The following is a 22,801-nucleotide window of genomic DNA, read 5'->3' as shown; positions in this document are numbered from 1 at the left end:
CCGCACCGGTGCCTGAGCGAGGGCGGGACCGTGGGGGCGGTGCGCCCGGGCACCGGATCCGGTGCGTGACCTGCGCGGGGACGCCTGGGTGGCGCCGGGGGCCGCTCCGGCATCGGTCGACGCCAGGTTACGATATGTCCGATCGAGCGATGCTCGGGACGCCCCGCGGGTTAAGCAGCAACCCGCTCGGAGGCGAGGACCCGCCGACGACGTCGGCTCCGAGGCCACCGGATGACACCCGACTACCTGCCGTGGACCGTCCCCCTGCCCGTGGGGACGTGCCGCCGCGACCCCGACGGCACCTGGACGTGGACCGCCGGCGTGTTCGCGCTGCTCGGTCTCGAGCCCGGGGACGTCGTGCCCGCGGAGGACGCACTCCTCGCGCACGTCGCCCCGCACGACCGCCCCGCCGTCCGGGCGGCGCTGCATCCTGCCCCGGCGGCCGCAGATGCTCGGGAGGCCCCCGACGGGGACGCGCGGATCGTCCGCGTCGTCGGGTTCGACGGCGTCGAGCAGGTCGTCCTGTTTCACGTGGAACATCACGGTGACGCGCTCGTGGGCCGCTTCGTCCTGCTGGGCGATGCCTTCGTCGAGTCCGTGCGACGGGGCGTCAACACCCAGCTCGCCGACGCGCTGAGCTCTCGCTCGGTCGTCGACCAGGCGAAGGGGGTGCTCGCTGCCGTCTACGGCTACGACGAGGACGAGGCCTTCGACGCGCTGCGCGCCGCGTCCCAGCGGGGTCAGCGCCGGCTGCGCGCACTCGCCGAACAGGTGGTCGGTGCGGCCGTGCCAGCCCGGGACGGCCTCGAACAACGCCTCGACGGCGTGCTCGGTCGGTCGACGGATGCGTAGGACCGTCCCTGCCGCGCCGTTACCCTGGTCCTGGGTCGAGTGGCGACCCTTCAGCACCACGGACGGACTGCCATGACGGATGCCGACACCTCCGCACGCCTCGACCTGCAGGACGTCGTCAGCTCGCTCGCCGCGGGGCAGGCGCAGGCCGTCGGGCGCTACCGGGTCGACCTCGCCACCGGGCAGTGGTGGTGGTCCGACGAGATCTACGCCATGCACGGGTTCGAGCGCGGCGACGTCGCCCCGAGCACGGCGTTGATGCTCGCGCACAAGCACCCCGACGACCGCGAGCGCGTCGACCGCACCTGGCAGGAGGCGGCACGAACCGGTCTGCCCTTCAGCAGCGTCCACCGCGTCATCGGCGGAGACGGCGAGACCCGTGTGCTCGGGGTCGTCGGCCAGGGGCGCCGCGCGCAGGACGGCCAGGTCACGGAGCTCGTCGGCTACTTCATCGACCTGACCGACAGCCACCGCCGGGCCGGGATGCGTGAGGCCGCGGCGTCGATCCGCACGGCCGCGGAGAGCCGCGCGGCGATCGAGCAGGCCAAGGGCGTGATCATCACCGTCCTGGACCTCGACGAGGACGAGGCCTTCGCGCTGCTGCGCGACGCCTCGAACCGCAGCAACGTGCCCGTGCGCACGCTCGCGACGGGGGTGCTCGACTTCGTCAGGTCGCAGGTGCAGGACCCCGACGTCGCGGCACAGCTCCGGAAGATGCTGTCCCCGCCGGACTGAGGCGACCGCGCCCGCGACCTCGACCGCGACCCGACCGCGGCACCGGTCACGAACCCGCCGTCTGCGTCCTCCCTCCTCGTAGCGCCCCCGTCCGCACGGACGTCGGACGCCTCCGGAAGGAGCGTGGCCGCATGTGGGGGATCCGAGGACGAGTCGTCCCGCTCGCCGCCGACACCGCGCCCGTGCGCGCCGGCAGCAGCGGAGCCTTCGTCGGCACGGTGTGGATCGATGGCGACGGGACCGTCGCGGCCGTCACCCGGGGTCGACGCGCCCGCCCGGCCGGAGCGCACGACGCCCAGGTCGTCGACGTCGGGAGCTCCCTCGTGGTGCCCGGGCTCGTCGACCTGCACAACCACCTCGCCTACGACACCCTGCCGCTGTGGACCGAGCCGGCGCAGAAGGTCCCCTTCGCGCACCACGACTCGTGGCCCCGCGCCGCCACGTACGCCGCCTCGACGACCTGGCCGGCGTACGCGTTCATCACCGCCGCCCCGCAGGAGCTGCTGGCGTACGTCGAGACGAAGGCCCTCGTCGGCGGCACGACGACGATCCAGGGGTCGCCGCCCATGAACCGTCCGCGGGACGGGTGGCTCGTCCGCAACGTCGACGACGAGTCGTTCGGCACAGGGAACCGCGACATGGTCTACGCGTCCGTGCTCACCGCGACCCCCGCCGCGCTCGCGACGCGCGCCAACGCCATGCGGTCGGGGTCGCTCTTCGTCTACCACTGCGGCGAGGGACAGCGGGGGAGCCTCGTCGCGCGCGAGTACGCCGACGCGACCGCGGCCGGCTGCCTCCAGTCGCGGTTCGTCGCCGTGCACGCCAACGCCGTCGACCCCGTCCGGTACGCCGACTGGTCCCACGACCCCGGCGCGGTCGCCTGGTCACCCTTCTCCAACCTGTGGCTCTACGGGCAGACCACGGACGTCCCCGCGCTGCGCGCCGCCGGGGTCACCGTCTGTCTCGGCGCCGACTGGGCCCCGTCCGGCACCAAGCACGTCCTCGGGGAGCTCAAGGTCGCGCGGATCGTCGCCGACCACCTCGGCTGGCACCTCACCGACGAGGACCTCGTCCGCATGGTCACCGCGAACCCCGGGGACGTCCTCGCACGCGCCTGGGGACGCCAGGTCGGCAGGCTCCAGGCGGGTGCCGTCGCGGACGTCGTCGTGCTCCACGCGTCGTCCTCCCGGGTCGACCCGTTCCGCACGATCCTGCGGGCCGTCGAGGACGACGTGCAGCTCGTCGTCGTCGACGGCGTGCCCCGGTACGCGACGCCGGCGCTCGCCGACGAGACCGCCATGCCCACCCCGACGCCCGTGACGGTGGGGTCGCGGGCCATGCGCGTGTCCCTCACCCGGCCGGACGACGGCACCACGCCGCTGTCGTGGGACGCCGTGGTGGCGCGGCTCGAGGCGGTGCGCGCCGACCCGCGGGGCGCGATCACCGCGGCGCAGGCGTCAGGCGCGCAGGCGTCCGGCGCAGTGTCCGGCACGGCGTCCAGTGAGCCCGGTGCGGAGCCCTTCCTGCTCGCGCTCGACATGCCCACGGGCGAAGGCCCGGTCGGGGGGCTCCCGCACGACCTCGGCCAGGTGGTCGTCCCGCCGCTCCAGTCGCTCGTGCACGACGCCGACTGGCTCGCGTCCGTCCACGGGCGGGGGTTCCACGACGGCGTCCTCGACGGGCTGGGGGTGTACTACGACTGACCGGGCCGGCACGGGCCGGCTCCTGCGTGACGCCCTGCGCGACGCGTTGGGCGGGACGACCGGCACGCACCTCGACGGGGGTCAGCGACTCCAGGTGCTCGACGCCCTCGTGACCGTCCTGTCGGGCCTGTACGCCCACCTGCCCGCCAAGCGCGCCGCTTACGCGACCGACCCCGTCCAGGCGCTCGTGCTGCTGCGCCGCCGCGCTGCGGACCTCACCGACGCGGAGTTCCACCTCGCGGTCACGGGGATCGTGCTCGGGCTGCGCGACGCCCACACGCGGTACCGCGGGCCGGCGGTGCTGCGGGGGCACGTCGCCGTCCTGCCGTTCGTCGTCGAGGCGTACGGGCCGTGGGCCGATCCCACGTTCGTCGTCACGAAGGTCGACCCGGACGCCGGCGCCGACGGACTTCCGGACGGGTTCGAGGAGGGCGTCGAGGTCGTCACGTGGAACGCCGTGCCCGTCGCGCGGGCCGTCGAGGTGCACGCCGACCGCGAGACCGGCGGACGCGCCGACGCCCGGCGGGCACGGGCGCTCGAGTCGTTGACGTCGCGCCCGCTCGACTTCGCGCCGCCGCCCGACGAGCTGTGGGTCGACCTCGGTTACCGTCCGCGTCGGACGGGTCGGCGGGGCGGGTCGACCGAGGTCCGCGAGGCGCGCTTCGACTGGCGCGTCCTCGCTCCCGGACGTGCCGGCACGGCCGTCAGCGCGCGCACGCGCGAGGCGCTCAAGCTGGCTGTCGACCCGGCCGCCGACGCCGTCCGCCGCGCGAAGCGCGACCGGTACGCGGCCCGGCGGGCCTGGCTCGACACGTCGCTCCCCGACGTCCTGGCCGCCCGTCCGCTCGACGACCGGTACGGGTACCTGCGCCTCTGGTCGTTCGACGTCGCCGACGACGACGCCTACCTCGACGAGGTGACCCGGCTGCTCGGGCTGCTGCCGCCCTGCGGCGTCGTCGTGGACCTGCGCGCCAACCCGGGCGGTCTCGTGTGGGCCGCTGAGCGTCTCCTCCAACTCTTCGCGGACCCCGGACGGACGGGCGGTCCGGTGCAGCCCGTCCGGTTCGAGCTCGCCGCGACGCCGCTGACCCGGCAGATGGCGCTCAGCCCTTTCAACCGGCTCGAGCTCGAGGCCTGGTCCGCGTCGCTGCAGGACAGCGTCACCACGGGCGACCCGTACTCCCGACCGCTCCCGCTCACCGACCCCGCGTGGTGCGGCGATCGCGGCCGGGCGTACCCCGGCCCCGCGGTCGCGGTCGTCGACGCGACGACGTACTCGTCCGGCGACCTGTTCGCCGCGGGCTGGGTGGACAACCGGGTGGGGCCGCTCGTGACGGTCGGGCAGGCGTCCGGCGGGGGCGGGGCCAACGTGTGGACCGACACCCAGGTGCGGGACGCCCTCGTCGGCACCGGCGTGACGCTGCCCGACCTGCCCGCCGGGATCGGGTTCACGGTGGCCGTGCGGCGGGCGGTGCGGTCCGGCGCGTCCGACGGCGTGCCCCTCGAGGACCTCGGCGTCGCCGGGATCCCGTACGACCTCACGCGCGCCGACCTGCTCGACGGGAACCGCGACCTGCTCACGTTCTGCACCGGGCTGCTCGACGCGGCCGGCACGCCGCCCGAGATCCTGCCCGCCGACCGAGGAGGCACGTCATGAGCACGCCCGAGTTCGACCCCGGCCCGCCGGACGCGGTCGCGGCGCACCTCGCCGCCGTCCCGTCCTACGCGGACCACCGCGAGCTGTTCTGGTTCGACTGGGGTCCCGTCTTCTACCGCGGCCGTCTGGACGGCAGCGCGAAGGTGCTGTGCCTGGCGTCCGACCCCGGGGCGACCGAGCGGATCGCCGGACGCACCCTCGTCGGGGACGCCGGCCAGCGGGTCCAGGGGTTCCTGCGGCGCCTCGGCCTGACGTCGTCGTACGTGTGCGTGAACGCGTCCGCGTACGCGATGTTCCCCTCGAAGGCGGCCGAGGCCGAGCGGACGGTCCTGCGCCTCCCGGAGCACGTGGCGTGGCGCAACACGCTGCTCGACCTCGTGACCGGTCCGGCGCTGGAGGCGGTCGTCGCCTTCGGGACGCAGGCGCAGAAGGCGCTCAGCCGGTGGACCGTGCCCCACGGCGTCACCGTCGAGAAGGTGCCGCACCCGACGTCGCACGACCCGAGGAAGCTGCTCGACGGGTGGCGGGACGCGGTCGTCCGGCTGCGAGCCGTCGTCACGCCGGACCCGGACGGGACCGCCGGCGCGTCGGCGCCGAACTACGGCACGCGGTTCCTCGAGGGTGACTACGCGCCCGTCCCGGCGCGCGACCTGCCGTTCGGGGTGCCGCCGTTCCTCGGCGACGACGCGTGGGCGCGGACCGCGACGCCGCCGCTGCGCGGCACGGTCAGCCGGCCCTCCGACGACTTCCTGCACACGTTGACGTGGCAGGCACCGGCGACGAGCTGAGAGCACCGGGACGGACCCGGCGTGCCGAACGGGTGGTTGTTCACTCCCTGACGCGCGTCAGGGAGTGAACAACCACCCGTCGGTGGTGGAGCAACCGCCCGTTCAGAAGGGCTGACGCCGGTCAGCGGGTCGCGAGACCTCAGTTGTCGAGGTCAACCTGCTGCACGTCGATCGAGGCGACAGGGACGCACAGCGCCCAGACCTTCAGGGTGTCGGTGTGCTGCGAGTTGCCGAACACGATCCACCCGTCGAGACGACCGGGCTTCGGCTTGCCGGTCTCCCAGTCCATGCGGCCCGGGAAGGACGAGGAGACCAGGAAACCGTCCTGCGTCTCGGTCGTGCCCGACTCGGAGCCCTGGACGCCACCGGCGATGGCGACGTACTTCTGCGACTCGGTGGCATCGTCGGCGCAAGCGACGGTCGCGGATCCGCCGCCGCCGTTCTTGTAGTTCTCGACGCGGTAGACGGCGTCCTGCAGGCCGACGCCGGTAGCGCCGGTCGCGCCCGGGGCGCCGTCCTTGCCGTCTGCGCCGGGCTTGCCGGTTGCGCCCGTCTTGCCCGTGGCGCCCGTCTTGCCGGTCGCGCCCGTCTTGCCCTTGAGTGCCGCGACCGTGCCGGCGGACAGGTCGGCAGTCGTGAGGGAGCCGTTCTTCACGTCGGTGCCCGTGAGCGAGCTGTCCGTGACGTTCTTGCCCGTGACGGTGCCGGTCGCGATGTCCGAGCCGTGGATGTACGAGCGGGCGTCGGCCGAGGAGCCGGCGGCGATGACGAGTGCGGCGGCGATGCCGGTGCCGACGAGGCCGGCGGCGATCTTGCTCTTGACCTGCATGGTGGTTCTCCTTGCGCGTGCTGGTGGTGCGGTCCCGCGGGTGCGGGACGCGAGCCGTCGGCGACGACCCGTCTTCGGGCAGCGTCGGACGACGGCAGAGGGGAGCGTGGGCACGACTCCGACGGGGTGCGGGTCGCGCACGGGGCGTCGTAGGCGGCGCACCGAACCGGTTCGGGAGCCGCTGAGCAGGAAGGTACTCGATGCAAAGGCATGGAAAGGCGGATTTCCGCGGCTTAGTTGGTGACCCGGGCATATTTCACCCGGGCACGTATCGGCGACAGGTCGCCGAAAGAGGGCATGACGGCTGAAAGCCGACACGCCGACGGGAGAAGCGCGTGGGACGCATGAAGGTCTGGACGTACCTCAGCGAGGACGGTGCGGCGACCGCCGCGCGAGCCCTGCCCGACGCGTCGTCCGTGCGCCGCGACGTCGTGACCTGGCGAGACGGGTGGAAGCACCCGCACATCGCGGTCCGGGAGAGCCGGGGGATCGGCGACGTCGCGCGCGACTAGCTGCAGGGGATCGGCATGGGGATGGGCACCTCGCGTGGCACCGCGTACGCGGGGGTCGGCGACGTCCTGCTCGAGCACGTCATGGACACCCACCTCGCCGACGAGCTCGAGGACGCGCTGCGGCCGGGCACCTCGGCGATCGTCGTCGTCGCCGAGGACCGCGCCGAGGCGTCACCCGTGGTCGCCGCGGTCGCGGGTGCCGACGCCGTGCTGTGGGACCGCGAGCTCGGGCAGGACGAGCAGGTCCTGCGCTCCTGACCCGCGGTGCCCGCGGCTACGCGCCGAGCTCGGCGACGGCCGGCACGCCCGGCGCCACCGCGTCGCGCACCCACGCCGCGAGGGACGTCGCCGGCGGCCGCAGGATCACCATGTCCACGCCGAGCTCCGCGAACGGCCGCATGTCGTCGACGAATCCAGCGACGTCGCCGTCGATGAGCTTCTCCGACCCGGCGAGCGTCGTGACCCGGATCTCCGCGGGGTCGCGGCCGACGTCCTCGCAGTGCCGGTGGAGCACGTCGAGCTTGTGCCGCAGCTCGTCGGGCGTGGCGGCGAAAAGGTTGCACGCGTCGGCGTACTGGGCGACGAGCCGCAGGGTCTTGCGCTCGCCCGACCCGCCGATCATGATCTCCGGCTTGCTGAGGGGCAGCGGCGAGCACAGCGTCTCGGCGAGCTGGAAGTGCTTCCCCTCGAACGGCCCGTCGTTCTCCGGGTCGTACATCTGCCGCGCGATCTGCACGGCCTCCTCGAGCATCTCGAACCGCTCGGAGAGCGGCGGGTACGGGACGCCGAGCGCGCGGTGCTCCTCCTCGTACCAGGCGGCGCCGATGCCGTACGTCGCCCGGCCGCCCGACAGGACGTCGAGGGACGCCACGATCTTCGCGAGCAGGCCCGGATAGCGGTAGGTCACGCCCGTGACGAGCGTGCCGAGCTGCACGTTCTCCGTGCGACCGGCCAGGAAGCCGAGCGTCGTGTAACCCTCGAGCATCGGGTCCGACTTCGGGAACCCGGCGCGCATCATCTGCCAGTAGTGGTCCATGACGGAGACCCAGGCGACGCCGGCGTCGTCCGCGTAGGACGCGGCGTCACCCAGCTCGCGCCGCATGTCGGCCGGGGCCGCGGAGTCGAAACGCATGAAGTGCACACCGAGTCGCATGGCAAGGCCTTTCAGCAGAGCGGAGGGTTCCTCCTCATCCTGCACCCTGGGCGCGCCGGCGCGCGACGAGCAGGACCGCGCCCACGGCGGCGACCGCCGCCCCCGCGATCGCGACGTCGGTCGGCAGCGACGTCGGGATGCCCAGGTAGACGCAGAACCCGAGGATCCGGTGCAGCCCCCACGGCAGCAGCGCCATCTGGTCGTTCCAGGCGGTGAGGACGGTCTCCAGCCCGATCGCGGCGACCACCGCGCCCCCGACGGCGAGCACCGCGCCGACCGCCAGCGCGACCGCGCCCACCGCCCGGCGCCGCGACGCCCCGTACGCCGCGCGCAGCGCGAAGAACGTCGCGACGAACAGCCAGCAGAACGCTGCGAATGCGACCGTCACGTACGCCGCACGCGGGCCCGGCAGCGTCCAGAACCCGAACCAGTACCGGCCCGGGCCGCGCCACGACAGGCTGGCGAGCAGCAGCACGCTGCGGAGCACGACGACCCCGCCGACCGCGCCCCAGAGCGCGAAGCCGGCGCGGCGCCCGACCAGCAGGCGGACGACCAGCGCGAACACCGCCCAGGCGCCCAGCGTCAGCGCGAGGTGCACGGGTGCGACGAACCACGTGTACGCGAGCCGGGACGCGACGAGCAGCACCGCGGGCAGCGCCCACACGAGGACGCGGTCGGTCCGGCCGGGACCGCCGGCACCGTCGTCGTCGGCACCGCCGTTCTCGGCCCGCGCGTCGGTCCGTGTGGCGGGCGGTCCGAGACGCCAGGGCGTGACCCCGCCGGTCCACAGGGCCTGCAGGGCGCGGTGCCCGGGGAACCGCGGGCGTCGCCTCGACCACGCGCCGAGCCCGAGCGCGGCGACGCCCACGACGAGCAGCCCGCGCGCCAGCCACGCCATCGCGACGTCACGGTCGGCGCGCGCGAGCCCGAGCCCGGCGGCCGTCGCGTTGTACGCGGGCAGGTCCACGTCGTCCCCGTACCGGGCCTCGTGCGCGGCGAGCGCCGACCGGAACCGCGCCTCGGCGGCCTTCCAGGCGTCCTGTGCCGACGACGACCCCGTGTCGAGCCACTGCGCCTGCCGCAGCCGGGTCTCGCGGTACTCGGCGAGCATGCCGAGGAGGTCCTGCTCGTAGGCGAGGGCGTCGAGGAGCTGGGTGCGCTGTGCCGGGTCGGTCCAGGTGCTCGGCGCGGTGCCGGCGACGAGGTCGTGCATCGTCGCGGCGGTGGCGACGGCGTCGTGACCCTGGGCGATCGCGTCGTCGACCGCGGACCCGTCCTGCCCGGGCGCGTTCTTGGTGAGCGTGTAGATCGTGTCGAACGTCGCGGTGTCGCCCGAGACGATGTCCCACTCGAAGATCCACATCATGGGCGGCGGCTCGAGCCCGAGCGCCTTGACGGACTGGTTCGCGTACGGGCCGATGTACAGCCCGTCGGTGATCGCGGAGCGGGACAGCGCGAACATCCGCGACAGCGCGGCCACGGTCAGCGGGTCGGACGAGAACGTCTGCCGCACCCAGTCGGCGCGGGCGCGCGCGACGTCGGTCCCGGGGTCGGTCGCGAGCCGCCCCGCGAGGTAGGCGTTGAGGTCCTCGAGCTGCCACAGGCCGTCGCGCTGGTAGAGGTTGCGCGGCCCGGCGTAGAGCGGCCCGCCGGTCTGCGCCCAGTCCCACACGCCCTCGACGTGCGGGTTCGCGGCGAGGAACCGTTGCAGCGCCGCCTGCTCGAGGGCGCCGAGGTCGTCGGGCAGCGCGCCCTGGCCCTCGAACTCGCGCCGCGCCTGCAGCTCGACGATGCGGCGCTGGTCACCGACCTCGAGCGTCGGGTTGAGCGGCAGGTGGCTGTAGAAGTCGCCCGCGGAGTACTTGGTCGACACGACGAGGTGGGGGTCGTGGATCGCGCCGAGCACCTCGTCGTACGAGTCGGGGTTCGTGTGCAGGTCGCCGACGGCGCCGATCCCGACGGTCCACGTCCGGAAGATCACGTCCTTGTCCGCGTCGCCCGCGGTCGCGAGGAACGCGTGCAGCATCGCCTGCACCGCCGCGGGCGTCGTGACGGCCAGCTTCGAGCCGTAGTCCCAGCCGTCGAGCTGGTACGCCGAGCCGCCCTCCCCGACGCGGATCATCAGCCCGTCGACGAACGGCATGCTGCCGAACAGCTCGTGCAGGCCGTCCTGGTAGACCGACCAGAGGTCCGGGGACGTCAGGGTCGACGGGTCGTCCAGGTTCCCGTAGTGCTGCGACAGGTACGACTCGAGCGGCGGGTCGACGGCCAGCATGTCCGTCTGGAGGTACACCTTCATGCCCATGTCGTGCGCGTACTGCCACACGGGGCCGAACGCCTCGACCATCGCCCGGGCGCGCGCCACGTGCGGGTCGCCCGCCGGGTACACGCCGAGGTCCGCGAACGTCACGTACTCGAGGAACCCCGGGAGCACGACGCCGTTGTAGCCCTGCCGCAGTGCGTGGTCCACGAGGCCGTGGAACTGCTGGGAGATGGTCGCGACAGCGCCCTCGTCGACCCAGGGCGCGGACGGCAGGACCGCCGACCCCACGACGTCCGAGTTGAGCGAGTAGTCGTCGCCGGTGGCGAACTTCGCCGGGTCGTCGTCGAGGCCGACCGCGCCGACGTCCGTGAGCCGCAGGCCCAGGCGGGACGTCTGCGTGGTGCCGTCCTGCGCGGCGGGCACCACGTCCTCGGCCGACCGCACCCTGTCGGCCACCGTGTACAGGGCCGCGGCGGCGCCGGCCGTCGTCCCCGCCGTCACGCTGATGCGCGCGCCGCTGCGCGCGAGACGGAACGACTCGCCGGCGAGGTCGGAGGACGCGTCCACCGTCACCGTGAGCGCGCGGCCCGCGAGGCCGCGCGTCGTGTCGCGCGCCTGCACCGTCGGACGGGTCAACCCGCGGCCCGCGTACGCGTCCGCGACCGCGTCGGCGGCGAGCCGCACCGCGGGGTCCGCGGGAGCCGTGATGGTCCGCACGGTCGGGGCCGCGACGTCGGCGCGGGCCGGGAGGGCGGTGGTCCGCTCGACGGGGACGTCCGCCGCCGTGTGGCTCAGCCCGAGGACGCCGCCCACCTGCCAGGCGACCACGCCACCCAGCGCGAGCAGCGCGACCACGACGAGCAGGACGGTGCGGAGCCGGGGCGCCGTCGCCCCGCCGGAGGGGGCGATCACGCGCGTAGTCTCGCACGATGCACGGGCCGTCCTCCCCGGCCGTGAGGGCCTAACAGGCGTCTCGGTCCGTCACGAAGGCGACCTGCTCGTCGCACGTCAGGCACGTGAGTCGTTCGATCGTCGCGGTGAAGCTGCCATAGTCGCGTACGACAGGCTCCTCGGGGGTCACGACAGGGTGCTCGCACAGGGGAGATCTCCTCGTAGATGCACGAAGCCCCTGCCTGGCGGACATGCCAGGCAGAGGCTTCGCGGTGGTGCCGGGGCGTCCCGGCGTCGGAGGCCCAGGTTAGCGACAGCCACCGACAGGCAGGCGGGACCGCGGATGACGCTCAGGTCGGCGCGAGCAGCCGACCCGTCCAGGCGCCGTGCAGCGTCCGGGCGCCGACGGTGACCCACGCCGCCATCAGCAGCCCGTACAGGGCGACGGCCGCGACCCGGAACATCTCCCCACCCGTGTGCAGCCACAGCTGGCTCGACGCCGTGACGCACGTCCCGACCGGGAACGTGAACGCCCACCACGACAGCGCGAACGGCATCCCGCGCGTCGGGTCGCGGTGCTGGCGGACGGTGAGCGTCGCCGCGACGGCCAGCCACAGCATCGCGACGCCCCAGACCACGAGGGCGTAGCCGACCCCGATCTCCTGGAGAGCTCGTCCCCCTGGCGCACCCACGACGCCCGCTGCCGCCGCGCCCAGCAGGCACGCCGCCGTGGCCGACTGGCCCAGCGGGCCCAGGACGATCCACACCGCCGGTGCGTGGCCACCGGTGCCGCGCGACCGGACGAGCTCGCGCAGCACCGCCGGCAGGATCGCCGCGGTCGCCGTCAGGCCGACGCCGAGCAGCGTCGTGCACACCACGAGCATCGTGAGCCGCGCAGCGCCCGCCGCGGCGTGGGGTAGCAGCAGCGCCCCCGTCGTCGCGGACACCACCGGGGGGACCACGGGCAGCAGCCACGACGCCGAGGGGCGCCAGGCGGTGGCCTGTGTCGGGGTGCGGCGGCCGGGGTGCGCGAACGTCGTGAGCGGGATCACGACCGTCGTCACCAGGCCCAGCAGGCTCCCGACCGTCCACAGCGCCCAGTCGACGTCCACCGCGACGCGCGTCCCGACGACGTCCCCACCCAGCAGCAGCGTGCCCGCGCCGACGGTGAGGAACGCCATCGGCACCGCGCCGTAGGAGGGCGCCATGGCGGGGTCCGACGCGTGCCCGCGCGCAGCGAGCGGGTGCGCGACCCTGTGGGCGGCGGTCGCGACCACCAGGACGACGAGCAGCACGGCCGCGAGCGCCCACACCGCCGTCGCCGCACCCCGCAGACCCGGCGGCTGGATCGGCAGCGACGCCGCCGCGACCGCCACGATCCCCGTCCCCATGACCGCGGAGAACCAGTTCGGTCCGACGTGCGCCACCACGAGGCCGGGGTCCCCGAGGTCGCGCAGGAAGGACGTGCCTGGGCGCGGCGCCGGCGACGTGGTGCGCTGCGGGGCGGGACGTGCCGGGAGGGTCGTGGTCACCCTGACACCGTGCCGGGCGAGCGGTGGACGCGGTAGCCGTCCCGTCGTTGCCGCGTCACAAGCACGGCTTGTGTGTGAGGGCGTACCGTGGCCGCGTGCCCCTCAGCCCCCGCACCCCCGACCTGCCCGCGCTCGAGACCCTGCTCGCCGTCGCGTCGTCCGGGTCGCAGCACGCCGCCGCCAGCGAGCTCGGCGTCTCGCCACAGGCCGTCGCCCAGCGCATCACCGCGCTCCAGGGGCTCGTCGGAGTGCAGCTCCTCGACCGCACGCGGCGAGGATCCGTCCTCACTGCCGACGGCGAGGTCGTCGCCCAGTGGGCCGCGCGCGTCGTCGGCGCCGCCACCGAGCTCGACCTCGGCCTCGCCGCCCTGCGCGCCGACCACAGCACCCGGCTGCGGGTCGCCGCGAGCCTCACCGTCGCCGAGCACCTCCTGCCGAAGTGGCTCGTCGCGCTGCGCGCGGGTCGCAGTACCGGCCGAGGCGTGCCGCCCGAGAGCACGCTCGTCGCCGTCAACTCCGGGACCGTGCTCGAGCTCGTCCGGGACGGCGCCGCCGACCTCGGCTTCGTCGAGTCGCCCGGCGACGTCGGCGGCCTGCGCAGCCGCGTCGTCGCGTGGGACGAGCTCGCCCTCGTCGTCCCGCCCGACCACGCCCTCGCACGACGTCGACGGCCCGTCCGCCCCGACGAGCTCGCCGCGCTGCCGCTCGTCGCCCGCGAGCAGGGGTCCGGGACCAGGGAGGCCTACGAGGTCGCGCTGCGCGCCGCGCTCGCGGGGGCGGGCGCCGGGACCGCGCGGGCGGCCCGGTCCTCGGGATCGGGCGGGGCGCCAGAGCGGGCCGTGGCCCCGGGGCGTGCCCGGACCTCGGGTACGGGCGGTTCCCTGACACCGTCCCACGACGCCGCCGGACCTGCCGTCGCTCCGCCGGTGATGGCGCTCGCGTCGACCGCGGCCGTCCGTTCGGCCGTGCTCGCCGGGGCGGGCCCTGCCGTGCTGTCGCGGCTCGTCGTCGCGGACGACCTCGCGACCGGGCGGCTCGTCACCGTCGCGACCGACGGCATCGACCTGCGGCGCGAGCTGCGCGCGGTGTGGCGGGGCGGCGCGGCCCCCACGGCCCGGGCGGCGCGCGACCTCCTGGCGGTCGCGTCGCGCCGTCGGTGACGTGGCAGGTGGGGTCGGTGACGCTTCGTGACGCCACGCACCCGAGCCCCCTGGCGAGGCCCCGCTCGCTCGGCGTGTCGCGCCGACACCCCGTCTCTGAGCAGCTGAGTCGGTGCGGCTGTGGTGCGTGGCGTCACGAACCGCGCGCCGACGGTCGACCGTCTGGCGTCACACCGCCCCGGCGACCGCGTCGACGAACGCGTCGACGTCCGCCTCGGTGGTGTCCCACGCGCACATCCACCGCACCTCGACGAGCCCGTCGTCGCGGCGAGCGTCCCAGTCGTAGAAGCGGAACCGTTCGCGGACGCGGTCGGCGGCGTCGGGGGCGAGGGCCGCGAACACGGCGTTGGACTCGGTGGGCCGGGTCGGCACCACGCCCTCGACACCGGCGAGGCCCGCGCGGAGCCGCGTCGCCATGGCGTTGGCGTGCGCCGCGGACGTGCGCCACAGGTCCGACCCGTACAGCGCGACGAGCTGCGCGGACACGAACCGGAGCTTCGACCCGAGCTGCATGGTCATCTTGCGGACGTACTCGATGCCGTCGCCGACGTCCGGGTTGAGCACGACGACCGCCTCGCCGAGCACCAGCCCGTTCTTGGTCCCGCCGAGCGACACGACGTCCACGCCGAGGTCGGTGGTGAGCTCGCCGAGCCCGACGCCGAGGTGCGCGGCCGCGTTGGACAGCCGGGCGCCGTCGACGTGCACGACCATCCCGAGCCGGTGCGCGTGCTCGACCAGTTCGCGCAGGGCGTCGACGGTGTACGTCGTGCCGAGCTCGGTCGACTGCGAGACGGACACCCCGAGCGGCTGGGCCCGGTGCGCGTCGCCCCAGCCCCACGCCTCCCGGTCGAGCAGCTCAGGGGTGAGGCGTCCGTCGGGCGTGTCGACGGTGAGCAGCTTGAGGCCGCCGACGCGCTCGGGCGCGCCGTTCTCGTCGACCGCGACGTGCGCGGTCGACGGGGTGACGACGGCTCCCCAGCGGGGGAGCGCGGTGGCGAGCGCGACGACGTTCGCCCCCGTCCCGTTGAACACCGGGTAGGCGGTGGCGCGGGGTCCGAAGTGCCCGCGGACGACGTCCTGGAGGCGGTCCGTCCAGGGGTCGTCGCCGTACGAGACGGCGTGGCCGTCGTTCGCGGCGACGAGCGCGGCCAGGACCTCGGGGTGGGCGCCGGCGTAGTTGTCGGACGCGAACGAGCGGGAGGCGAGCGGCGAGGGGGCGGCTGCGGTGCGGGGCGTCGGGTCAGGTAGGGGGCTCGGGGTGGTCACCCCTCCATCCTCAGCCCAGGCGGACGAGCTCGCGGACGTCGTCGGACGGCAGGTCGTCCACCACGGCGGTGACCTCCAGCTCGGCGAGCGTGGCGCGCCCTCCGTACACGCTGAGGAACGCGGTGTCGGAGGCGTCCGCGCCGGTCGCGATGCGGATCAGCGACGACCGCGGTGCGAGCGTCGTGGCGTCGACGACGTGCCACCCGCCGTCGACGTACGCCTCGGCGACGGCGTGGAAGTCCATGGGGTCGAGCCCGGGCGCGTACACCGACACGAGCCGGGCGGGCACGTCGAGAGCGCGCAGCAGCGCGACGACGAGGTGCGCGAAGTCCCGGCAGACGCCCTGCCGGGCGAGGAGCGTCCGGACGGCGCCGTCGGTCGGCAGGCTCGACCCGGGCACGTAGGACAGCCGCGTCCCGACCCACGAGCTCACGCCCGCGAGAAGGTCCACGCCGCTGAGCCCGGCGAACTCGGCGGCGGCGGTCGGGGCGAGCGAGTCGGACTCGCAGTACCGGCTCGGCCGCAGGAACCGCAGGCGCTGGCCGGTCGTCGGGGCGGGGGTGACGGGGTCGGGGTGGCGTCCGTCGAGGTGGGCGGCGTAGTCGACGACGAGCCGCCCCGGCTGGGCGCGCACCACGTGCAGGAGGGTGCCGTTCTCGTCCTGCACCTCCTCGACGGTCACGGGCTCGCCGTCGCGGGTCACGGTCAGGTTCTCGTAGGACGACCCGGCGACGCCGGTGGCACGCCCCGGTCCGGGCCCGACGCCGTACCCGTCGGAGACGGCGACGGCCAGCGCGAGCGTGGCGGGGGTGGTCACGTCGAGGGTCAGGTGCGCGGTCACGTCACGTTGCATGCGCTCATGCTGGCGGACGTGCCGGGCACTCGCCCGCCCGGGACGGTGCGGGTGCCGGCGTCAGGGGCGCGGGCGCCCCCAGAGGTCGAGGAGCAGGGCGAGGCGCGCCTCCTTGAGGGCGGGACGGAGGCGCCCGGACCGTTCGAGCAGCGCGAGCCCGTGCAGGATGCTCCACGTGAGCTCGGTCGCGGCGTCGTCGGGGACGTCGTCCGGGTGGGCGGGGCGGACGGCGCCCACGGCGTCGAACGCGTCGACGAGCGCGCGCGGGGACTCGTCGGTGCCGAACGCGAGCGAGGTCGTGAGCGTGAACATCGCGTCGTACAGGGCGGGGTGCTCGCGGGCGAAGTCGAGGTAGGCGGTGGCGACGGCGCGAGCACGGTCGACGGCGGTGCCCGAGCCGGCGGTGTTCCGGAGCGCGGTCGCGAGCTCGACGAACCCGTCCTCGGCGACGGCGGCGACGATTGCGTCGCGCCCGGCGAAGTGGCTGTACAGCACGGGCTGCGAGTAGCCGATGGTGTCGGCGAGGCGGCGCGTGGTGACGGCGTCCCACCCGTCGGCCCCGGCGATCTCGCGCGCGGTCCGGACGATGAGGGCTGCCCGTTCGGCGCGCTCGCGGTCGCGCCGGAGGCGGGCCGGGGTGGGCGTCGGGGTCCGGGGTCCGGTCGCGCGGCTCGGGGTCACACCTCGGATCCTAGCGACGCTAGCCGATCGACAGAGTTGTGCTAGCGTCGATAGCGTTCCTATCAGCGCTAGATCACCCGAGAGTTCGTCATGAACGCGACCAGCCACCTCCTCGCCCTGTTCGCCGTCCTGGGCGTCGGCATGATCTACGGCACCGACGCGCTCGGCGCGCTCGTCATGAGCCCCGCCTGGAAAAAGGTCGACGACCGTACCCTCGTCAGCGCCAACGGTTGGATGCACTACTTCGGCGACCGCCGCTTCCCGCTGCCGGGCGTGCTCGGGCTCGTGCTGACCGTCCTCGCCGGTGCGGCGGCCGCCGTCTCCGGGCGCGGCGGGGCGCTCGCGTGCGCCGCCGTGGCGACGCTCGTCCTGGTCGCGTGGCTCGTCGTCTACAAGACCGTCAACGCGCCGATCAACAAGGTGCTGATCGCCGCCGCGCAGGTCGGCGAGGTCCCGGACGACGCCCGCGCGCTCCAGACGCGGTGGGAGAGCGTGCTGACGCTGCGCGTCGTCCTGCAGGGCGTCGCCGTGGCGGCCCTGTGCGGGGTGCTTTCCCTGCCGTGACCGAGGAGTTGAAGGGGCGCTACCGTGCGCGTATGACGACGCCGAAGGACCCCTCGCTCGTCCGCCGGACGCTCGCCCGTCTCGGGCTCGCGTTCTCGCCGGACGGCGCGCCGCGCACCCCGGGCAGGCGGCCGTCGCGGTACGGCCCGACCGTCTCCCGCAGGGTGGACGAGGACGTCGATGCGCTCCGGGCACGGGTCGCCGCCCTTGAGGCACGACTCGACGCACGGTCGTCCGACTGACCACTGGACGACAGCGCTGGGAACGCCGGAGCGCTGAGCGGCGCTACGGTCGGGGCCATGCCTGAACACGTGGTCGACGCCGACCTCGGAGTGCGTTGGGAGCCGAACGCCCCGGATGCCGTGCTGCTCGCCGGAGACGGTGGGCGCGTGGTACTCGCCGTGCGCGCCCACCCGGACGACGTGGACGACCGCTCCGTGGTGCTCTGCTGGTCCGGTGTCGTGTGGTCGTGCAGCGGCGTGCCCAATGATGAAGCGCTCCGCTTCCATCGTCTCTACGGCAAGGGGCTGGAGACGGTCCTGTGGGTCGGCCGAGTCGAGCAGAGCGAGCTCGTCCGCTCGTTAGCGGCGATGGTCCATGACACGTCTGCTCTACGCCATGATGTCTTGACGCTCAAAGAGGGCATCGTCGAGGTCATCGCCCGATCCGTGACAACCTGTCGGGTCGGGGGAACGACGAGACGAGCCGCTCGAACGTATCTCGCCTAGACGGAGCCGAGGCGCCGGACGTCGTCGATCGTGTCCGCCTCGGCGGCGCTCTTGTCGTCGCGGTAGCGCAGGACGCGGGCGAACCGCAGCGCGACCCCGCCCGGGTAGCGGGACGACCGCTGCACCCCGTCGAAGGCGATCTCGACGACCTGCTCCGGCCGCACCTTGACGACGTACCCGTCCGTGGGCCCGTCGGCGAGCTCGAGGAACCGTTCGGTCTGCCACGTCAGCATCGCATCCGTCATGCCCTTGAAGGTCTTGCCGAGCATGACGAACCCACCGTCCGGGGCGCGCGCCCCGAGGTGGATGTTCGAGAGCCAGCCCGCGCGTCGTCCTGACCCGCGCTCGACGGCCAGCACCACCAGGTCGAGCGTGTGCCGCGGCTTGACCTTGACCCATCCGGCGCCGCGCCGACCCGCCGCGTAGGGGGCGTCGAGCGACTTCACGACGACGCCCTCCTGCCCGGCCGCGACGGCGTCGGCGAAGAAGGTCGCGGCAGCGTCGGCGTCGGTGGTCACCAGCCTGCGGACGGACACCGGGCTGTCGTCCGGGACGATCCCGCGCAGCGCGGCGAGCCGGTCGCGCAGCGGCTCGTCGAGCAGGTCGCGGCCGTCGAGGTGCAGCACGTCGAAGAAGAACGGGGTGACCGAGGCGTCGGCGCCGACGACGGCCGTGGTGTCCGCCCCCGCGTCCGACGGGTGGGTCGCGGAGCGCGCCGCCGTCTCCTGGAACGGGCGTGGCATCCCGTCCGGCCCGACGACGAGCGCCTCCCCGTCGAGCACGAACGACCGCGCGGGCAGGGCGAGCGCCGCGGCGACGACGCCGGGGACGCGGGGCGTCACGTCGTCGAGCGACCGCGAGAACACGCGGACGGTGTCGCCCGCGCGGTGCACCTGGATGCGGATGCCGTCGAGCTTGGTGTCGACCGCGACCTCGCCGGGCGGCGCGCCGACCTTCGTGAGCGCGTCGGCCACGTCGGAGGCGGACTGCGCGAGCATCGGCCGCACCGGACGTCCGACCTGGAGGCCGACGCGGGCGAGCGCGTCGGCGGCGGCCACGGGATCGGCGGCGGTGAGCGCGAGCAGGGCGACGGCCCCGGTGTCCCCGGTGAGCATGACGGCCCGGCGGGCCGCGTCGGCGGGCACGCCGGCAGCCGCGGCGACCGCGTCGACGACGACGGAGTCGAGCGCGCCCTGCCGCAGCTCGCCCGCGACGAGTCCCCGCAGGAGGTGCTGCTCGCGCTCGGTGGCGGCGCCGAAGAGCGACTCGGCGAGCGTGCCGCGCGCGGTGTCGGAGCCCGGGCCGACCAGGGCGGCCATCTCGTCGAACGTCGCGTCGACGTCCTCGACGGTGAGCGTCGCGGTCGCCGCGGGCGGCGGCAGACGACGCAGACCCGCCCACCCCAGCCCGGTGCGTCGCTGCCGGAGCTCCCCGGCGGCGTACGACGCGACGACGGGGAGGTCGGAGGGTGACGTGTCCGCGGTGCGGCGGAGCAGCTCGGCGAGCGTCGCGCGCTTGGTGAGGCGGGACCGCGTCGACGCGACGGCCTCGGAGGCGGCGGCGACGTCGTCGAGGAGCACGCCCCATCGTCACCCGGACGCGCGGTCCCCGCCGGACGGGTGTGTCCGACCCGCTGAGGTCGACGCTGTCGAACAGGCGGCTACCCCGCGCCGAGCAGGCGACTGTCCACTCGAGATGACATGAAAAGGTGGACAACAGCCTGCTCGGCGCGGGGGTCAGGCGGTGGCCGAGGCGCCGTCCGACGACACCGCCGCCCGGCCCGCCTCGAGGCGTGCGATCGGCACGCGGAACGGCGAGCACGACACGTAGTCGAGCCCCACCTCGTGGAAGAAGTGGATCGACTCGGGGTCGCCGCCGTGCTCGCCGCACACCCCGAGGCCGAGCGACGGCTTGGTGCGCCGCCCCTCCTCGGCGCCGATGCGCACGAGCCGACCCACACCGTCGGCGTCGATCGTCTCGAACGGGGAGATGGTGAACACGCCGTTCTCGAGGTACTTGATGAACAGGGACCGTTCGACGTCGTCGCGCGAGAATCCCCACGTCGTCTGGGTGAGGTCGTTGGTGCCGAACGAGAAGAAGTCGGCGGCCTCGGCGATGCGGTGCGCGGTGAGCGCGGCGCGGGGGAGCTCGATCATCGTGCCGATCGGGACGTCCAGCGTGACGCCCGCGGCAGCGGTCAGGTCGGCGACGATGCGCTCGGCCTCGTCGCGCACCAGGTGGAGCTCCTGCACGGACCCGACGAGCGGCACCATGATCTCCAGGTGCGGGTCCTTGCCGTCCTGGAGCTGCGCGATCGCGGCCTCTGTCGCCGCCCGGACCTGGAGCGCGAACAGCCCGGGCACGAGCAGCCCGAGTCGCACCCCGCGCAGGCCCAGCATCGGGTTGGTCTCGTGGAGGCGCTCCACGGCTGCGAGCCGCTTGAGGTCGGCCGGGTCCGGCTCGTCGTCGCCCACGTCGGCGAGCGCGACCTTGACGGACAGCTCCGTGAGGTCGGGCAGGAACTCGTGCAGGGGAGGGTCGAGCAGCCGGATCGTCACGGGCAGCCCGTCCATGACGTCGAGCAGCCCGCGGAAGTCCTCGCGCTGCAGCGGGACGAGCTCGTCCATCGAGGCCGAGCGCTCGTCCGGGCCGTCGGCGAGGATCACGCGCTCGATGAGGGCGCGGCGCTCGCCGAGGAACATGTGCTCGGTGCGGCACAGACCGATGCCCTCCGCGCCGAGGCTGCGCGCGCGGGCGGCGTCGTCCGGGGTGTCGGCATTCGCCTCGACCCGCAGACGCCGGCGCGCGTCGGCGTGCCGCAGCAGGCGGTCGACGGCGCGCAGCAGGTCGGCGGTGTCGTCGTCGACGCCCTGCTCCCCGGACTGCTCCTCGGCCCGCCCGTCGTCGCCGCCGAGCGCGGCGTCGAGTCCCTCCTCGATGTAGCGCTGCGCGGCCGACGGGACGACCGGCACCCGTCCGAGGAACACCTCGCCCGTCGTGCCGTCGATGCTCAGGGAGTCGCCTTCGTGCACCACGACGTCGCCGCACGTGATCGTCCGGGCGACCGGGTCGACCTCGAGCGCCTCCGCGCCGACGACGCACGTCTTGCCCATGCCGCGCGCCACGACGGCGGCATGGCTCGTCTTCCCCCCGCGGGCCGTGAGCACGCCGACCGCGGCGATCATGCCGCCGAGGTCGTCCGGGTTGGTCTCGCGCCGGACGAGCACGACGTCCTCCCCGCGCGCGGCGGCCGCCTGCGCCTCCGCGGAGTCGAACGCGACCGTGCCGACGGCGGCGCCGGGCGACGCGGCCATGGCCCGTGTCAGCAGCGTGCGCTCGGACGACCGGTCGAGCTGCGGGAACATCAGGTGCGCGAGCTGGGCGCCGGTGACGCGCTCGAGGGCCTCGTCCTCGGTGATGAGCCGTTCGTCGACGAGGTGCGACGCGATGCGGAACGCAGCCCCCGCGGTGCGCTTGCCGACACGCGTCTGGAGCATCCACAGGTGCCCGCGCTCGACCGTGAACTCGATGTCGCACAGGTCCCGGTAGTGGGTCTCGAGGCGCCGCATCGCCTTCATGAGCTGCTTGTGGGACAGCGGGTCGAGGTGCTTGAGGTCGTCCAGGCTGAGCGTGTTGCGGATCCCGGAGACGACGTCCTCGCCCTGCGCGTTGGGGAGGTAGTCGCCGTACGCGCCGGGCTTGCCGGTCGCGGGGTCGCGCGTGAACGCGACCCCCGTGCCCGACGTGTCGCCGAGGTTCCCGAACACCATGGTGACGACGTTGACGGCCGTCCCGAGGTCCTGCGGGATGCGCTCGCGGCGGCGGTACAGCCGGGCGCGGTCGGTGTTCCAGGAGTCGAAGACGGCGCGGATCGCGAGGTCGAGCTGCTCGCGCGGGTGCTGGGGGAACTCCGCTCCTGTACGTTCGAGGACGATCGACTTGTACGTGGCGACGAGGGTGCGCAGGTCGTCGGTGGTGAGGTCGACGTCGGTCGCACGCCTCGCGGCCTTCTTGGCGTCGTCGAGCGCCGTCGCGAACTCGGCGGCGGGCACGTCCAGGACCGTCGCGCCGAACATCTGGATCAGGCGCCGGTACGAGTCCCACGCGAAGCGCTCGTCGCCCGACTCCTCCGCCAGGCCCTTGACGCTCGCGTCGTTGAGGCCGACGTTGAGGACCGTCTCCATCATCCCGGGCATCGAGAACTTCGCGCCCGAGCGGACGGACACCAGCAGCGGGTCGTGCCGGTCGCCGAGCTGGCGTCCGACAGCGTCCTCGAGGTGCCGCAGCGCCATCGTGACCTGGACCCGCAGCTCACCGGGCTCGGTGCCGAGGGAGAGGTACTCGCGGCACGCCTCGGTGGTGATGGTGAAGCCCGGCGGGACCGGGAGCCCGAGCCGCGTCATCTCGGCCAGGTTCGCGCCCTTGCCGCCGAGCAGGTCCTTCATGTCCATGTCGCCCTGCGAGAAGTCGTACACGTACTGCACCATCAGGACCTCCAGCGTCGTCGCCGGCGACGCGGAGAACGCCGCTCAGGTCGTGTGCGATCCCTGGTCGCGGTCGCCCGCGCAGTGACCTGGACACCATTCTCCGGTCACGATCCGGAACCGTCCTGCGGAGGTCGCCCGACCGTGGTC

20 protein-coding genes are annotated in these 22,801 nt (G+C 74.2%); 11 read left to right on the top strand and 9 right to left on the bottom strand.

All coding sequences use genetic code 11. From position 1 onward, the window contains the following. Window positions 1–231: 231 nt before the first annotated feature. From CLV34_RS11005 to CLV34_RS10985, 5 genes are all read left to right on the top strand, one after another. Window positions 232–852, top strand: a complete 621-nt coding sequence (locus CLV34_RS11005; RefSeq protein ID WP_100350362.1) for an ANTAR domain-containing protein — start codon at window positions 232–234, stop codon at window positions 850–852. Between the two features lie 72 nt (window positions 853–924). After that, on the top strand, window positions 925–1,587 hold the full coding sequence (locus CLV34_RS11000) for a PAS and ANTAR domain-containing protein (protein ID WP_100350361.1): 663 nt from the start codon (window positions 925–927) through the stop codon (window positions 1,585–1,587). 131 nt (window positions 1,588–1,718) lie between these two features. Then, window positions 1,719–3,290, top strand: a complete 1,572-nt coding sequence (locus tag CLV34_RS10995) for an amidohydrolase family protein (protein WP_157803813.1) — start codon at window positions 1,719–1,721, stop codon at window positions 3,288–3,290. 94 nt (window positions 3,291–3,384) lie between these two features. Beyond that, complete coding sequence (locus CLV34_RS10990; RefSeq protein WP_211289423.1) at window positions 3,385–4,947, top strand: S41 family peptidase; 1,563 nt, start codon at window positions 3,385–3,387, stop codon at window positions 4,945–4,947. Continuing rightward, window positions 4,944–5,735, top strand: a complete 792-nt coding sequence (locus tag CLV34_RS10985) for a uracil-DNA glycosylase family protein (protein WP_100350359.1) — start codon at window positions 4,944–4,946, stop codon at window positions 5,733–5,735. Before CLV34_RS10990 ends, CLV34_RS10985 begins: the two co-directional genes overlap by 4 nt. A gap of 139 nt (window positions 5,736–5,874) precedes the next feature. Here CLV34_RS10985 and CLV34_RS16580 read toward each other — a convergent pair whose 3' ends face one another. Continuing rightward, window positions 5,875–6,564 carry a collagen-like triple helix repeat-containing protein gene (locus CLV34_RS16580; RefSeq protein ID WP_170044667.1) on the bottom strand — a complete coding sequence of 230 codons (690 nt, stop codon included), beginning with the start codon at window positions 6,562–6,564 and terminating at the stop codon, window positions 5,875–5,877. Between the two features lie 344 nt (window positions 6,565–6,908). Here CLV34_RS16580 and CLV34_RS16405 point away from each other — a divergent pair, with 344 nt between their 5' ends. After that, window positions 6,909–7,076, top strand: a complete 168-nt coding sequence (locus tag CLV34_RS16405; protein WP_170044665.1) for a hypothetical protein — start codon at window positions 6,909–6,911, stop codon at window positions 7,074–7,076. Between the two features lie 15 nt (window positions 7,077–7,091). After that, the gene (locus CLV34_RS10975) at window positions 7,092–7,334 is read left to right on the top strand and encodes a hypothetical protein (protein ID WP_157803811.1); all 243 of its coding nucleotides are present in this window, start codon (window positions 7,092–7,094) and stop codon (window positions 7,332–7,334) included. A gap of 16 nt (window positions 7,335–7,350) precedes the next feature. On the opposite strand, the gene CLV34_RS10970 is transcribed toward CLV34_RS10975, so the two are convergent. The 3 genes from CLV34_RS10970 to CLV34_RS10960 form a co-directional block, all read right to left on the bottom strand. Next, on the bottom strand, window positions 7,351–8,229 hold the full coding sequence (locus CLV34_RS10970) for an LLM class F420-dependent oxidoreductase (RefSeq protein WP_100350357.1): 879 nt from the start codon (window positions 8,227–8,229) through the stop codon (window positions 7,351–7,353). A gap of 34 nt (window positions 8,230–8,263) precedes the next feature. Continuing rightward, the gene (locus CLV34_RS10965) at window positions 8,264–11,404 is read right to left on the bottom strand and encodes a hypothetical protein (protein ID WP_100350356.1); all 3,141 of its coding nucleotides are present in this window, start codon (window positions 11,402–11,404) and stop codon (window positions 8,264–8,266) included. A gap of 329 nt (window positions 11,405–11,733) precedes the next feature. Then, window positions 11,734–12,915, bottom strand: coding sequence for an SLAC1 family transporter (locus tag CLV34_RS10960; protein ID WP_245859185.1), 1,182 nt, complete (start codon window positions 12,913–12,915; stop codon window positions 11,734–11,736). A gap of 95 nt (window positions 12,916–13,010) precedes the next feature. On the opposite strand from CLV34_RS10960, the gene CLV34_RS10955 reads away from it, so the two are divergent. Next, window positions 13,011–14,075: a LysR family transcriptional regulator gene (locus CLV34_RS10955; protein WP_170044663.1), complete on the top strand. Its 1,065-nt coding sequence runs from the start codon at window positions 13,011–13,013 to the stop codon at window positions 14,073–14,075. Between the two features lie 168 nt (window positions 14,076–14,243). On the opposite strand, the gene CLV34_RS10950 is transcribed toward CLV34_RS10955, so the two are convergent. From CLV34_RS10950 to CLV34_RS10940, 3 genes are read right to left on the bottom strand one after another with little or no spacing between them, the layout of a single operon-like run. After that, window positions 14,244–15,341 carry a threonine aldolase family protein gene (locus CLV34_RS10950; protein WP_100350354.1) on the bottom strand — a complete coding sequence of 366 codons (1,098 nt, stop codon included), beginning with the start codon at window positions 15,339–15,341 and terminating at the stop codon, window positions 14,244–14,246. Window positions 15,342–15,351: 10 nt separating this feature from the next. Further along, complete coding sequence (locus CLV34_RS10945; RefSeq protein ID WP_100350353.1) at window positions 15,352–16,194, bottom strand: transglutaminase-like domain-containing protein; 843 nt, start codon at window positions 16,192–16,194, stop codon at window positions 15,352–15,354. 60 nt (window positions 16,195–16,254) lie between these two features. Further along, window positions 16,255–16,875: a TetR/AcrR family transcriptional regulator gene (locus CLV34_RS10940; protein WP_100350352.1), complete on the bottom strand. Its 621-nt coding sequence runs from the start codon at window positions 16,873–16,875 to the stop codon at window positions 16,255–16,257. A 90-nt stretch (window positions 16,876–16,965) separates the two neighbouring features. Here CLV34_RS10940 and CLV34_RS10935 point away from each other — a divergent pair, with 90 nt between their 5' ends. From CLV34_RS10935 to CLV34_RS10925, 3 genes are read left to right on the top strand one after another with little or no spacing between them, the layout of a single operon-like run. Then, the gene (locus CLV34_RS10935) at window positions 16,966–17,439 is read left to right on the top strand and encodes a DUF1772 domain-containing protein (protein ID WP_100350351.1); all 474 of its coding nucleotides are present in this window, start codon (window positions 16,966–16,968) and stop codon (window positions 17,437–17,439) included. A gap of 32 nt (window positions 17,440–17,471) precedes the next feature. After that, window positions 17,472–17,681: a YceH family protein gene (locus CLV34_RS10930; protein WP_100350350.1), complete on the top strand. Its 210-nt coding sequence runs from the start codon at window positions 17,472–17,474 to the stop codon at window positions 17,679–17,681. 57 nt (window positions 17,682–17,738) lie between these two features. Then, entirely contained in the window at window positions 17,739–18,167 is a 429-nt protein-coding gene (locus tag CLV34_RS10925; RefSeq protein ID WP_100350349.1) for a hypothetical protein, read from the top strand. Here the strand turns inward: CLV34_RS10925 and CLV34_RS10920 are convergent. Then, window positions 18,164–19,747 (bottom strand): ATP-dependent DNA ligase, encoded by a 1,584-nt coding sequence (locus tag CLV34_RS10920; protein WP_100350348.1) that lies wholly within the window; start codon window positions 19,745–19,747, stop codon window positions 18,164–18,166. The two genes, CLV34_RS10925 and CLV34_RS10920, sit on opposite strands and share 4 nt — an antisense overlap. A 156-nt stretch (window positions 19,748–19,903) precedes the next feature. Then, window positions 19,904–22,654 (bottom strand): pyruvate, phosphate dikinase, encoded by a 2,751-nt coding sequence (gene ppdK / locus CLV34_RS10915; protein WP_100350347.1) that lies wholly within the window; start codon window positions 22,652–22,654, stop codon window positions 19,904–19,906. Window positions 22,655–22,801 lie beyond the last annotated feature (147 nt).

Origin of the sequence: Luteimicrobium subarcticum (assembly GCF_002798015.1) — a bacterium.
Taxonomy (GTDB): domain Bacteria; phylum Actinomycetota; class Actinomycetes; order Actinomycetales; family Cellulomonadaceae; genus Luteimicrobium; species Luteimicrobium subarcticum.
This window is presented reverse-complemented; position numbering and strand designations above follow the sequence as displayed.